Source organism: Orrella sp. JC864 (genome assembly GCF_037026685.1).
Taxonomy (GTDB): Bacteria; Pseudomonadota; Gammaproteobacteria; order Burkholderiales; family Burkholderiaceae_B; genus Orrella.
The window spans coordinates 156,113-169,304 of the sequence record NZ_JBANET010000001.1 but is presented as its reverse complement, the minus strand read 5'-3'; the positions used below and the strand labels follow the sequence as shown (position 1 = coordinate 169,304).

Below are 13,192 nucleotides of genomic sequence, written 5' to 3'. Positions count from 1 at the left end.
CCCCATCCTTTCAAGCAATGTCGGAAGAACTGAGCATCGAGTCCCTGGATCTCGAGGCGCGCGGTATCGCGCGGCGCGAGGGCAAGGTCATTTTTGTCGAAGGCGCCTTGCCCGGCGAGCGCGTCACCGCCATAGCGGTTCGCAGGAAACCGTCCTACGAGATCGCGCGCGTGGACCAGGTCCGCCGCGCCTCGTCGCAGCGCGTGGCGCCGCGCTGCCCGCACTTCGGCGTGTGCGGCGGCTGCGCCATGCAGCACCTGGAGCCGGCCGCGCAAGTGGCGGTCAAGCAGCGCGCGCTGGAGGACTCCTTCAGGCACGTGGGCGGCCTGTCGCCGGCCCGCATCCTGCCGCCGCTGCACGGCCCGACCTGGGGCTACCGCTACCGCGCGCGCCTGGCCGTGCGCATGGTGCCCAAGAAAGGCGGCGTGCTGGTGGGGTTTCACGAACGCAAGAGCAGCTTCGTTGCCGACATGCGCACCTGCTTCGTGCTGCCGCCGAAGGTGGCCGCCCTGCTGGTGCCGCTGCGGGAGCTGATCGCGGGCATGTCGCGGCCCGACCGCATGCCGCAGATCGAAGTGGCGGTCGGCGACCAGGCCGTCGTGCTGGTGCTGCGCCATCTGGAGCCGTTGACCGGGGACGACCGGGCGCTGCTGCGCGCCTTCGGCCAGCGCCACCAGGTGTGCTGGTGGCTGCAGGCCAAGGGGCCCGATTCGGTCATGCCGCTCGAGCCCGGGGACCACGACGTGCTGGCCTACCGGCTGCCCGAGTTCGGGCTGCGCATGCCGTTTCGGCCCACCGACTTCACGCAGGTCAATCCGCACATCAACCAGGCGCTGGTTTCACGCGCGCTGAACCTGCTGCAGGTCCAGCCGCAGGACCGGGTGGCCGACCTGTTCTGCGGCCTGGGCAATTTCACCTTGCCGCTGGCCACGCAGGCCCGCGAGGTCGTGGGCGTGGAAGGCAGCAAGGCGCTGACCGACCGGGCGCTGGAGGCGGCGGCCCGCCACGGCCTGGCCGAGCGCACGCGTTTTGCCACGCTGAACCTGTTCGAGGTGGATGCGCAGTGGCTGCGCGAGCTGGGCCGGTTCGACCGCATGCTGATCGATCCGCCGCGCGAGGGCGCGCAAGCCGTCTCGCAGGCGCTGGCCCAGCTGCAGGCGGACGAGCGGCCGCGCCGCATCGTGTATGTGTCCTGTAATCCGGCCACGCTGGCGCGCGATGCGGCCATCCTGGTGCACGAAGGCGGCTATGCGCTGCGCAGCGCCGGCGTGGTCAATATGTTTCCCCACACCGGGCACGTGGAATCCATCGCGGTATTCGAGTAGGGGCGGAGCGCCCGCCCGCGCGGGCGGGCGCCGGCATCCGGCTCAGGCCTGGTCCGGCTGGGTCTCGTCGAGTATGCGCTGCGCCTCGATGCGCACGCGCTCGGGCGCCGTGCCGCCGATGTGCGAGCGCGAGGCCACCGAGCCTTCCAGGGTCAGCACCTGGTGCACGTCGTCCTGGATGGCCGGATGAAAGGCCTGCAGCTCGGCGGTGCTCAGGTCCGCCAGGTCGCAGCCGCGCTCCTCGCAAGCGCGCACGGCGTGGGCGACCACTTCGTGCGCGTCCCGGAAGGGCAGGCCGCGCTTGACCAGGTAGTCGGCCAGGTCGGTGGCGGTGGCAAAGCCCTGCAAGGCGGCGCTACGCATGGCTTGGGGCTTGACCTTGATGCCGGCGGCCATGTCCACGAAGATGGTCAGCGTGTCGCGCACCGTGTCGGCGGTATCGAACAGGCCTTCCTTGTCTTCCTGGTTGTCCTTGTTGTAGGCCAGCGGCTGCCCCTTCATCAGCGTCAGCAGGCCCACCAGGTTGCCGTTGACCCGCCCGGTCTTGCCCCGGGCCAGCTCGGGCACGTCGGGGTTCTTCTTTTGCGGCATGATCGAACTGCCGGTGCAGAAGCGGTCGGCCAGCTCGATGAAGCCCACCCGCGGGCTCATCCAGATGATCAGTTCTTCCGAGAGCCGCGAGATGTGCGTCATGATCAGCGCGCCGGCGGCGCAGAACTCGATGGCGAAATCGCGGTCGGACACCGCGTCCAGCGAGTTGCGGCACACGCCGTCGAACTGCAGCGTGGCGGCCACGCGTTCGCGGTCGATGGGGTAGCTGGTGCCGGCCAGCGCGGCCGCGCCCAGCGGCAGCTGGTTCACGCGCTTGCGGCAATCGGCCAGGCGCTGCGCGTCGCGGCCGAACATCTCCGCGTAGGCCAGCAGATGGTGGCCGAAGGTAACGGGCTGGGCCACCTGCATGTGGGTAAAACCCGGCAGGATCACGTCCGCGTGCGCCAGCGCCACGCTGGCCAGGGCGCGGCGCAGCCGGCCCAGCAGGGCGATGGCGGTGTCGATCTCGGCGCGCAGCCACAGGCGGATGTCGGTGGCCACCTGGTCGTTGCGCGAGCGGCCGGTATGCAGGCGCTTGCCGGCATCGCCCACCAGTTCGACCAGGCGTTTTTCGATGTTCAGGTGCACGTCTTCCAGGTCGAGCAGCCAGCGGAACTGGCCGCGCTCGATCTCTTGCAGGATCTGCGCCATGCCGCGCTCGATGTCGGCCAGGTCCTGGGCGCAGATCACGCCCGCCGCCGCCAGCATCTCGGCGTGGGCCAGCGAGCCCTGGATGTCGAAACGGGCCAGGCGCTGGTCGAAATCCACCGAGGCGGTATAGCGCTTGACGAGGTCGGAAACGGGTTCGGAGAACCGGGCGGACCAGGCTTGGGCCTTGTTGGCGAACTGGTCCTGCGGGGAAGGGGTGGGAGTATTTGCCATGGTGGGGCGATTATAGAGTGACGGCGGAGGCGGGCGGCCCGTTTGGAACCGCCGGCATCGTGCTTCAATGAATGCGCGCTTCCATGCATGGGCGGGACGCTTGCCGCCGCCCCCACCCGAACGAACGGAGACACCATGACGAATCAGCCAGGCACGACTTCCTCCGCCCCCGCCCAGGCCGGCATCGCCGGCGGTGGCCTGCTGGGCACCGGCATCGCCATCCAGCTGCTGCGCCACGGCGCGGCGGTCACCATTGTCGATGCCGACCCGGCCGCCAGAACGCGCATCGAGCGCCAGGTCCATGCGGTCTGCGCGGAGCTGGCCGATTGGGGCCGCGCCGGGCCGCACGAGGCGCAGCGCCTGCTGTCGCGGCTGTCGGTCACGCAGGACCTGGACGCCCTGGGCCAGATGCCCTGGGTCATCGAGGCCGTGCCCGAGATCCTGCAGGCCAAGCTCGACCTGTACCGCGAACTGTCCCCGCGGCTGGCCGGGCACTGCATCCTGTCGAGCAACACCAGCGGCATCGTGCCGGCCTTGCTCGAACCGGCCATCGCCGATCCGTCCCGCTTCCTGATCACGCACTATTGGAACGCGCCCCATGCCGTACCGCTGGTCGAGGTCGTGCCGGGCACCCGGACCGACCCGGGGGTGCTGGAGCAGGCCCAGGCCTGGGTGCGCGCCACGGGCAACGAGCCGGTGCTGCTGCGCAAGGCGGTGCCGGGCTTCGTGGGCAACCGCATCCAGTACGCCGTACTGCGCGAGGCGCTGAGCCTGGTCGAGCAGGGCGTGGCCACGCCCGAGGCGGTGGACGAGGTGGTGCGCGCCACGCTGGGCAAGCGCTATCCCTGGGCCGGGCCATTCCAGATCGCCGACCTGGGCGGGCTGCAGACCTTCGCGCAGGTCTCGGGCCATCTCTTTCCCGAACTGGCCGGCGGCACTGCGGGCCTGGCGGTGCTGCAGGAGAGGGTGGCGGCCGGCAAGCTGGGCGCGGCCAGCGGCGAAGGCTTCTACAAGTGGGACGACGCGCGCCGGAAGGCGGTGGCGCAAGCCCGCAAGCGCGTGCTTTCCTGAACGCGCGCCAGGGCCGGCCCCGGGGGCCGCGGCACGCCCGGCACGGCGCGGCCTCATGCGATAATCGGGCGTTTCCTAATGCTGAATCCGGGATGTCCATGAGTGCCGCACGGGTCGCGATCGCCCAACTGAACCTTTGCGTCGGCGACCTGGCCGGCAACGTCCGCCGCCTGGCCCAGGCCGCGCGCCAGGCGCATGCCCAGGGCGCCGACATCCTGCTCACGCCGGAGCTGGCCATCACCGGCTATCCCCCCGAAGACCTGCTGCTGCGCCCGCGCTTTCTGGACGACGCCCAGGCCGCATTCGAGACCCTGCGCCAGGAACTGGCCGGCCTGAAGGGCCTGCACGTGGTGCTCGGCCACGAGACCCGGCGCGGCGGCAAGCTCTACAACGCCGCCTCGGTCCTGCTCGAAGGCGGCGTGCTGGGCACCTATTGCAAGCGCGAGCTGCCCAACTACGCGGTGTTCGACGAGCAGCGCTACTTCGCGTCCGACACCGCGCCGCTGGTCTTCGAGGTCAAGGGCGTGCGGTTTGGCGTGAACATCTGCGAGGACATCTGGTTCGACGCCGCACCCAAGGCCGCCGCCGAGCAGGGCGCGCAGGTGCTGCTGGTGCCCAACGCCTCGCCCTTCGATATCGGCAAGCAGCGCCAGCGCGCCGAGATCGCCGGGCGCTGCGTGCGCGAGACCGGCTGCGCGCTGGTCTATGCCAACCTGGCTGGCGCGCAGGACGAACTGGTCTTTGACGGCGCTTCGTTCGCGCTGGACGCCGCCGGCCGGCTGGCCGCGCGCCTGCCCGATTTCACCGAAACCGTGGCGGTGCTGCAGGTCGGCGCCGACGGTTCGGTGCAGTGCCCGCAAGGCCCCGAGCCGGTGGTCGAGGCCTTGCCGCTGGAGGCGCGGGTCTGGGAAGCCCTGAAGCTGGGCGTGCGCGACTACCTGGGCAAGAACGGTTTTCCGGGCGCCATCATCGGGCTGTCCGGCGGCATCGATTCGGCCGTGGTGCTGGCCATCGCGGTCGATGCCCTGGGCGCCGAGAACGTGCGCACCGTGATGATGCCCTCGCGCTATACGGCCGACATCTCGCTGGACGACGCGCAGGACATGGCCCAGCGCCTGGGCGTGCGCCACGACGACATCCCCATCGTGCCGATGGTGCAGGCCTTCGAGCAGGCGCTGGCCGGGCAGTTCGCCGGGCTGCCGGCCGACGCCACCGAAGAGAACATCCAGGCGCGCGTGCGCGGCGTGCTGCTGATGGCGCTGTCGAACAAGACAGGGCGCCTGGTGCTGACCACCGGCAACAAGTCCGAGCTGACCACCGGCTACTGCACGCTGTACGGCGACATGGCCGGCGGCTTTGCGGTCATCAAGGACGTGCCCAAGACGCTGGTCTACCGCCTGGCGCGCTGGCGCAACACCTTGTCCGAGGTCATCCCCGAGCGCATCATCACCCGCCCGCCCTCGGCCGAGCTGCGGCCGGACCAGACCGACCAGGACAGCCTGCCGCCCTATGACGTGCTGGATGCGATCATCGAGCGCTACATGGAAGAGAACCAGTCGGTCGACCAGATCATCGCGGCCGGCCATCCGGCCGAGGCGGTCGAGCAGGTGGTGCGCCTGCTGCGCATCAACGAGTACAAGCGGCGCCAGGCGCCGCCCGGGCCGCGCATCACGCCGCGCGCATTCGGGCGGGATTGGCGCTATCCTCTTACCAACGGATTTCGCGAGCGGCCGCGCGGCTGATGCCCGCGCCGCGCGCACGCACCGGTTCCAACAAACAGAACATTCCAGGACAGGCCCAACGTGAAGCAAGTCACCGCCATCATCAAGCCCTTCAAACTCGACGAAGTCCGCGAGGCGCTGGCCGAGGTCGGCGTCAGCGGGCTGACCGTGACCGAGGTCAAGGGTTTCGGCCGCCAGAAAGGCCATACCGAACTGTACCGGGGCGCCGAATACGTGGTCGATTTCCTGCCCAAGATCCGCGTCGAGGTGGTGCTGCCCGACACGCAGGTCGAGCCGGCCGTGGAAGCCATCCTGAAGGCGGCGCGCACCGGCAAGATCGGCGATGGCAAGATCTTCGTCACGCCGGTCGAGCACGCCGTGCGCATCCGCACCGGCGAGACCGACGAAGCGGCGCTGTAGGCGGCACAGGGCGCGGCCGCCGTGCCGCGCGGCCTTGGCGCCTGGACGCGCGGCCTGGCGCCTGAACGGCCTGCAGCGGTTCTAGACCCGCCAGTCGGCCCGTGCTTGCGCCTGCCGCCAGAAGGCGGGCAGGAAACATTCCTCGACCATCAGCGGCTGGCCCAGGCGCCGGAACACCGAACGGCGCGCCAGCGGCCGGCGCACGTGCGGCTCGCCGGCGCAGGGCAGGCCGCGCACGGTCTTGTGCAGCGCCTGGCGCGCATGCAGCCGCGCGACCTCGAAGGCGCTGCGCTGGACGCTGCGGTCGTGATAGAGCATGTCGGCCAGCGGGCGGGTGCGCAGCCGGCGCATGCCTTGCCACACGCCGTGCGAGGCCGCCAGCGGCGTGAGGCTGCGCGCCGCCACGCAATCGGCGCCGTTCACGGCCATGACGACTTCGCGGATCCAGACCGGCGTACCCGCGGCCAGGCCCATGCCGTGGGCCTCGTCCGCCGGCGCGCCGCCGGCGTATTCGCGCAACACGCGCAGTTCGAAGCGGCCCAGGGCGCGCAGGCCCGCGGTCAGGGCGCCGGGGCGAAACAGCCAGTAGCGGTGCAAGGCGGCAAGGCTGGGCGGCGCGCTCGGCAGCCAGCCCGGACGGGAAACGGATGCTGCATTCATGGCCGCTATTATGGGGGATGGGGCAAAGCAAGTAAGATGCCGCCGATGGAAAAAGTCCGTATCTCCAAGCTGATGTCCGAGCGCGGCCTGTGTTCGCGCCGCGAAGCCGACGACTACATCGCCCGCGGCTGGGTGCGCGTGGACGGGCAGGTGGTTTCCGAACTGGGCGCGCGCGCCTTGCCCAGCCAGACCATCACGCTCGAGCGCGCGGCCCAGGCGCGCCAGGTGGCCCGCGTCACCATCCTGCTGCACAAGCCGGTGGGCTACGTGTCCGGCCAGGCCGAGGATGGCCATGCGCCGGCCGCCACGCTGATCCGGCGCGAGACGCAATGGCGCCAGGGCCGCGGCGGTCCGGCTTTCGAGCCGGCGCACCTGCGCGGACTGGCGCCGGCCGGCCGCCTGGACATCGATTCGACCGGCCTGCTGGTGCTGACCCAGAACGGCGCCATCGCCAGGCAGTTGATCGGCGAGGACTCCAGCATCGACAAGGAATACCTCGTGCGCGTGCAGGGCAGGCTCACGGCCGAAGGGCTGGCCCTGCTCAATCACGGCCTGTCGCTGGACGGGCGGGCGCTCAAGCCGGCCCGCGTGGCCTGGCAGAACCAGGACCAGCTGCGTTTCGTGCTGCGCGAGGGCCGCAAGCGCCAGATCCGCCGCATGTGCGAACTGGTCGGCCTGAAGGTGGTGGGCTTAAAGCGCGTGCGCATCGGGCGGGTGATGCTGGGCGAGTTGCCGCAGGGCCAGTGGCGCTACCTGCGGCCCGACGAGCGCTTCGCTTAGGCGGCCTGCGCCAGCCTACTTCTGCCGGCCGTCCAGGCGCCAGCCGGCGCGCTCGTCCTGGGCCAGTTCGCGGGCCAGCCAGGGCAGCGCCTGGCGCAGCGCGGCCATCAGCGTCCAGGGCGGGTTGACCACGAACATGCCGCTGCCGTGCAGGCCCAGGCCGTCGGCGGCGGGCTTGCGCACGGTCAGGCTGGCGTCGAGCCAGTCCTGCACGGGCAGGCGCGCCAGCTGGCGCGGCAGCTCCTGCGCCTCGCGCCGCTGCACCAGCGGATACCAGACCACGAAGGTGCCGGTGGCGAAACGCTTGAGGCCCTCGCGCACGGCCTCCAGGGCGCGGCGGTAGTCGCGCTTGTCTTCGTAGGAAGGATCGATCACCGTCATGCCGCGCCGGGTCGGCGGCGGCAGCAGGGCCTGCACCCCGTCGAAGCCGTCGGCCGCGTAAAGCGTGACCTGGCGCAGGCGCTTGCGCTCGAGCTTTTCCAGGTTGCCTTGCAGGACCTGGGTTTCGGTCGGATGCAGTTCGAACAGGCGCAGGCGGTCGCGCTCGCGCAGCGCCTGCAGGGCCAGCCACGGCGAGCCCGGATAGCGCCGCAGCGCGCCGTCCGGATTGAGCTGCGCCACCGCCTCGACGTAGCGGGCCAGCAGCGCAGGCAGGTCGCGCCGGGGCCAGATGCGGGCGATGCCGTCGGCATACTCGGCCCGCTTGTTGGCCCAATCGCCATCGAGCGCGTACAGGCCCGCGCCGGCGTGGGTATCGATCACCCAATACGGCGCATCCTTGTTGCCGAAGTGATCGAGCATGTGCACGAGCATGGCGTGCTTGAGCACGTCGGCATGATTGCCTGCGTGAAAGGCGTGGCGATAGCTGAACAAGGCGGTTATCCGTAGCAGCGCCGCGGCTCAGGGCCGCAGCAGGTCGATTCGGTCGGTGATCAGGCTGTCCACGCCCCAGTCCCTGAGCAGCGCGGCGCGCGCCGGGTCGTTGACGGTCCAGGCGCCCAGGCGAAAGCCCGCCGCGCGCACGCGCTCGGCGATCTCGGCGGTAATGTGGCGCTCGTTCATGTTCAGCGCGATGCAGCCGTGGCGCCGCAGGCGTTCGAGCCAATCGTGCGGCAGCGCCGCTTCGAGCAGCAGGGCGCGGGGCAGCTCGGGCGCGGCGCGGGCCGCGGCGGCCAGCGCGGTCTCGGAGAAGGACGAAAGCAGGGGCGCGCGCGCCGCCTCGCGCCAGAGCTCGCGCACGGCCTGGGCCACCAGCGTGCCGGTCTGGGCCTCGCGTCCCGGGCACGGCTTGATCTCGACGTTGCTGGCCATGCCGTTGGCCAGCGTATAGCGCGCCACCGCGCGCAGCGCGGGCACCGGCTCGCCGGCATAGGGCGGCGAATGCCAGCTGCCGGCATCGAGCGCGGCCATTTCGGCATAGGTCTTTTGCGCCGCCGCCCCCGTGCCGTCCGTGGTCCGGTCCACGGTGTCGTCGTGCATCAGCAGCGGCACGCGGTCCAGGCTGAGCTTGGCGTCGTACTCGGCCATGTCGTAGCCGTGCGCGCGGCCGGCGCGCAGGCCCGCGAGCGTGTTCTCGGGCGCGAGCACGCCGCCGCCGCGGTGGGCGATCAAAGGCGGATAGGGCCAGTCGGGCAGGGCGGTCAGGGACATGGAAGCGGCAAGGGCGCAGGCGCGCGGCGGCGCAAACGCCTAGGATACAGCAGGCCCGCCGGCGCGCCGGCGGCCCGCTTAAAGGCCGCTGACATGGTGGTAAACTGCGGTCGTTTTGCCCGGCCCGTCCGGGCAGGTGGATGCGAGGCGAATCCGGTTCGCCTTTTTTTATGCTGCCCTGGCCGTGTGCCGGGCGGCTCAGTCGGATACCCCATGTTCGATATCATTCGCAATAATCGCCGCGTGGCGATGTTCCTGCTGCTGTTGCTGGTCGTGCCGTCGTTCGTGTTTTTCGGCATGGAAGGCTACATGAGCTTTAATTCGCGCGACACCGAACTGGCCAGCGTGCGCGGCGAGCCGATCACGCAGCAGGAGTTCGACCGGGTGCGCGCCCAGCAGCTGGAGCAGTACCGCGCCATGCTGGGTTCGCAGTTCGACGCGAGCGCGCTCGATACGCCGGAGCTGCGCCGCCGCCTGCTCGACCAGATGATCGACACGCGGGTGGTGGCCAACGCGGCCGCCGAAGGCCGCTATTCGGTCTCGGACGAAACCCTGCGCCGCACCATCGCCGGCATCCCGCAAGTGCAGGAGGACGGCCGCTTCTCTCCCGAGCGCTACCGCCAGGCCCTGGCCGCCCAGGGGCTGACGCCGGCCGGCTTCGAGGCCGGCCTGCGGCGCGACCTGGCCACGGCGCAGGTGCTGCAGCCGGTGGCCGAATCGGCCGGCGTGCCCGATACCGTGCTGGCCAGCCTGCAGGCGGCCCTGACCGAGACCCGCACGCTGCGCCTGCGCCGCTTCGAGGCCGCGCAATACCGCGACGGCGTGCAGGTCAGCCAGGCCGATATCCAGGCCTGGTACGACGCCCACGCGCAGTCGCTGGAAGTGCCCGAGCACGTGCGCGCGCAATACGTCGTCATCGACGAGGCCGCCGCCAGCCAGGGCATCGAAATCGGCGACGCCGACATCGCCGGCTACTACGAACAGAACAAGTCTCGCTTTGGCACGCCCGAGCGCCGGCGTGCCGCGCACATCCTGATCGAGTCCGGCGGCGATGCGCAGGCCGCGCGCGGCCGGGCCGAGGAACTGGCCCGCCAAGCCGCTGCCGACCCCGGCCGCTTCGCCGAGCTGGCCCGCGAGCACTCGCAGGATCCGGGTTCGGCCGCCAGCGGCGGCGACCTGGGCTGGATCAGCCCCGGCATGCTGGTCGAGCCGGTGGAAAAGGCCATCTACGGCCTGAAGGACAAGGACCAGGTGTCGGGCGTGGTGCAAAGCCAGTTCGGCTTTCACGTCGTCAAGCTGACCGACCTGCAGCCGGCCGATATCAAGCCGCTGGACGAGGTGCGTGAACAGATCCGCGACGAGATCCGCAAGCAGCTGGCCAGCGAGCGTTTTGCCGACATGAGCACCAAGCTGACCCAGCTGGTCTACGACCAGCGCGACAGCCTGCAGCCGGTGGCCGACAGCGTGGGCGTGCAGGTGCGCAGCGCCGGCGGCATCACCCGGACCGGCCTGCTGGATGCCGGGCAGGCCGGCCCGGATGCCGCGGCCGCGGGCCCGGATGCCGAGCTGCTGGACAATCCCCGCGTGCGCGAGGCCTTGTTCTCGGCCGAAGTGCTGGGCCAGAAGCTCAATTCGGGCGTGATCGAGGTTTCGCCCGGCGTGCTGGTGGCGGTGCGCGTGGCCGAGGTCACGCCCGCGCAGGTGCCGGCGCTGGAGCAGGTCAGCGCCCAGGTGCGCGAGCGCCTGCTCGCCGAGCGTGCCGCGCAAGCGGCCCATGACGCCGGCCAGGCAGCGCTCAAGACGCTGGAGCAGGCGCCGGCTTCGGACAGCGCCCCCGAAGGCTTCGGCGAACCGCATTCGGTCAGCCGCCAGACCGCCGAAGGCCTGCCGCGCGAGGTGCTGGAGGCCGTCATGCGCGCGCCCCACGAAACGCTGCCGGCCTATGTGGGCACGGCGCAAGGCAGCGACTACGTGATCGCCCGCATCGAAGCGGTCGAGCCGGGCAAGCCGTCCGAAGAGCAAGCCCAATCCCTGCGCGCGCAACTGGCGCGGATCTGGGGCGAGGCCGAGCAGGAGGCGGTGCTCAGGATGATGCGCCAGCAATTCGACACACGGGTGCTGCCGGCGGCTGAGGCGGCGATTCAGGGGGAAAGGAGCGAGTAGGGTTGGCGGGGGAAGCGCTAGGGGCTGGACCGCTGGCCCGACGGCCGTCGGGGTAAGAGAGAAAGACTTTGCAGGGCCGTTCAAGAGGGGTTGCGCAGGCAACCCCTCTTGAACATTCGACCGCCGCTTTTGAGAGCTAGGGCATCGGGGCAGGGCCGAAGATTTCAAGGGCGGAAGACCGAGGATGGCGTGGCGTCGTTCAGAGCTTGGCCCTGCGCGTTGGTCTAGCGTGTTGGCTTGCGCTATAGCCGAACCGGCGTGCCGTGATTGGACGCGTCAGCCCCGTGACTGGCGCGCTGGCCACGTTCTTGGACGCAGTGATCGGCTGGCATGGCGTCGTACCGTCCGCTCGCCATTCGCCGGGAAATCCGCCATTCGCCTGAAATCCGGCCACCCCGCCACACACCCCCAGCGTCGGACCAAGCCCGGACTCGGCGGACGTGTCGTGTCCGAGCGCCCCCCCGAACGTATCGCCGTCCATCTTCACCCCTTCACCCCGCCAACCTCCCGCACCACCGGCTCCAACACCCGCCACACGTTCTCGAAGATCACCGGCTGCGCCTTTTCGGTCGGATGGATGGCGTCGTCCTGGAACATGGCGCGGTCCTGCGCCATGCCTTCGAGCAGGAAGGGGATCAGCTCGGCCTGCTCGGCCTGCGCGACCGACTCGAACAACGTGCGGAAGCGCTCGGCATAGGGCCTGCCGTAGTTGGGCGGTATCTGCATGCCCGCGATGATCACCCGTGCCCCCGCGGCCCTGGCCGCCTGGGCCATGGTGCGCAGGTTCTTCTCGGTCATGTCCAGCGGCAGGCCGCGCAAGGCGTCGTTCGAGCCCAGCTCCAGGATGACGATGTCCGGCTGCACGCGTTCCAGTTCGGCCGGCAGCCGGCTGACGCCGCCGCTGGTGGTGTCGCCGCTGATGCTGGCATTGGCCACTTGGGCGCCCGGGTAGTCCCGCGCCAGCCGCTCCTGCAGGATGGCCACCCAGCCGCTGCCGCGTGTGAGACCATATTCGGCGCTCAGGCTGTCTCCGACGATCAGGATCCGGACCGGCGGTTGGGCGGAACCCTGCGCGGGGGCGGCGGTCTGAGCGAGGGCGGCCAGCCACGGTGCGCAGGCCAGGACGATGCAGGACAACAAACGGATGATCATGGATTCCAATTCCGATGTGACAGCGGCGCTTGACCCTGGCCGGCACGGCGCCGCCCGCGCGGCCGGCCCCGGCGCGGCGCCCGGGGCCGGCGATGCGATCATGGTCAAGGGCCTGGGTAAACGGGTAAGCGATGCCGCAGGCGAACTCGTCATACTGGACGATATCGACTTTACCGTGCCCAAGGGCGCGGCGCTGGCGATCACCGGCAGCTCGGGTTCGGGCAAGTCGACCTTGCTGGGACTCATGGCGGGGCTGGATGTTCCTTCGCAAGGCCGCGTGTGGCTGGCCGGGCACGACCTGTTCGCCCTGGACGAGGATGGCCGGGCGCGGCTGCGCGCCAGCGAAGTGGGATTCGTGTTCCAGTCCTTCCAGCTGCTGCCCAACCTGACCGCGCTGGAGAACGTGATGCTGCCGCTCGAACTGAGCGGCAAGCCGGCCCGCGAGCCGGCCCAGGCCATGCTTGAGCGGGTGGGACTGGGCCAGCGCCTGCATCACTACCCGCGCACCCTGTCCGGCGGAGAGCAGCAGCGCGTGTCGCTGGCGCGCGCCTTCGTGGTGCAGCCGGCCCTGCTGTTCGCCGACGAGCCCACCGGCAGCCTGGATGCGGCCACCGGCGCGGCGGTGATCGAGCAGATGTTCGCGCTGCACCGCGAGCACGGCACGACGCTGGTGCTGGTCACGCACGACCCGCAGCTGGCCGCGCGCTGCGGCATGCAGATCGTGCTGCAGGGCGGGCGGCAGGTGCAGGCCGAGGCGGCGGTGCCGGCTTAGCGCGG

Annotated in this window: 12 protein-coding genes; 7 read left to right on the top strand and 5 right to left on the bottom strand. The window is 70.5% G+C overall.

What is annotated here, in order from left to right:
- Positions 1-17: 17 nt before the first annotated feature.
- Positions 18-1,325 carry a 23S rRNA (uracil(1939)-C(5))-methyltransferase RlmD gene (gene rlmD, locus V8Z80_RS00695; RefSeq protein WP_155195535.1) on the top strand — a complete coding sequence of 436 codons (1,308 nt, stop codon included), beginning with the start codon at positions 18-20 and terminating at the stop codon, positions 1,323-1,325.
- A 42-nt stretch (positions 1,326-1,367) separates the two neighbouring features.
- On the opposite strand, the gene argH is transcribed toward rlmD, so the two are convergent.
- Positions 1,368-2,798 (bottom strand): argininosuccinate lyase, encoded by a 1,431-nt coding sequence (gene argH / locus V8Z80_RS00690; protein WP_336060690.1) that lies wholly within the window; start codon positions 2,796-2,798, stop codon positions 1,368-1,370.
- Between the two features lie 135 nt (positions 2,799-2,933).
- Between argH and V8Z80_RS00685 the strand changes: the two genes are divergently transcribed.
- The 3 genes from V8Z80_RS00685 (at position 2,934) to V8Z80_RS00675 (ending at position 6,010) form a co-directional block, all read left to right on the top strand.
- Entirely contained in the window at positions 2,934-3,869 is a 936-nt protein-coding gene (locus V8Z80_RS00685; protein WP_336060689.1) for a 3-hydroxyacyl-CoA dehydrogenase family protein, read from the top strand.
- Between the two features lie 98 nt (positions 3,870-3,967).
- Positions 3,968-5,611, top strand: a complete 1,644-nt coding sequence (locus tag V8Z80_RS00680) for an NAD+ synthase (RefSeq protein ID WP_155195538.1) — start codon at positions 3,968-3,970, stop codon at positions 5,609-5,611.
- Between the two features lie 60 nt (positions 5,612-5,671).
- Complete coding sequence (locus V8Z80_RS00675; protein ID WP_336060688.1) at positions 5,672-6,010, top strand: P-II family nitrogen regulator; 339 nt, start codon at positions 5,672-5,674, stop codon at positions 6,008-6,010.
- 81 nt (positions 6,011-6,091) lie between these two features.
- On the opposite strand, the gene V8Z80_RS00670 is transcribed toward V8Z80_RS00675, so the two are convergent.
- On the bottom strand, positions 6,092-6,670 hold the full coding sequence (locus V8Z80_RS00670; RefSeq protein ID WP_336060687.1) for a chorismate--pyruvate lyase family protein: 579 nt from the start codon (positions 6,668-6,670) through the stop codon (positions 6,092-6,094).
- Positions 6,671-6,715: 45 nt separating this feature from the next.
- Between V8Z80_RS00670 and V8Z80_RS00665 the strand changes: the two genes are divergently transcribed.
- Positions 6,716-7,450, top strand: a complete 735-nt coding sequence (locus V8Z80_RS00665) for a pseudouridine synthase (RefSeq protein ID WP_155195540.1) — start codon at positions 6,716-6,718, stop codon at positions 7,448-7,450.
- 15 nt (positions 7,451-7,465) lie between these two features.
- On the opposite strand, the gene V8Z80_RS00660 is transcribed toward V8Z80_RS00665, so the two are convergent.
- Positions 7,466-8,323, bottom strand: a complete 858-nt coding sequence (locus tag V8Z80_RS00660) for a 23S rRNA (adenine(2030)-N(6))-methyltransferase RlmJ (protein ID WP_336060686.1) — start codon at positions 8,321-8,323, stop codon at positions 7,466-7,468.
- Between the two features lie 27 nt (positions 8,324-8,350).
- Entirely contained in the window at positions 8,351-9,094 is a 744-nt protein-coding gene (ugpQ, locus tag V8Z80_RS00655) for a glycerophosphodiester phosphodiesterase (protein WP_155195575.1), read from the bottom strand.
- Between the two features lie 219 nt (positions 9,095-9,313).
- On the opposite strand from ugpQ, the gene V8Z80_RS00650 reads away from it, so the two are divergent.
- Positions 9,314-11,263, top strand: coding sequence for a SurA N-terminal domain-containing protein (locus V8Z80_RS00650; RefSeq protein ID WP_155195542.1), 1,950 nt, complete (start codon positions 9,314-9,316; stop codon positions 11,261-11,263).
- Positions 11,264-11,746: 483 nt separating this feature from the next.
- Here the strand turns inward: V8Z80_RS00650 and V8Z80_RS00645 are convergent, their stop codons facing one another.
- Positions 11,747-12,415, bottom strand: coding sequence for an arylesterase (locus V8Z80_RS00645; protein ID WP_155195543.1), 669 nt, complete (start codon positions 12,413-12,415; stop codon positions 11,747-11,749).
- 100 nt (positions 12,416-12,515) lie between these two features.
- On the opposite strand from V8Z80_RS00645, the gene V8Z80_RS00640 reads away from it, so the two are divergent.
- Positions 12,516-13,187, top strand: a complete 672-nt coding sequence (locus V8Z80_RS00640; protein ID WP_336060831.1) for an ABC transporter ATP-binding protein — start codon at positions 12,516-12,518, stop codon at positions 13,185-13,187.
- Positions 13,188-13,192: the final 5 nt, after the last annotated feature.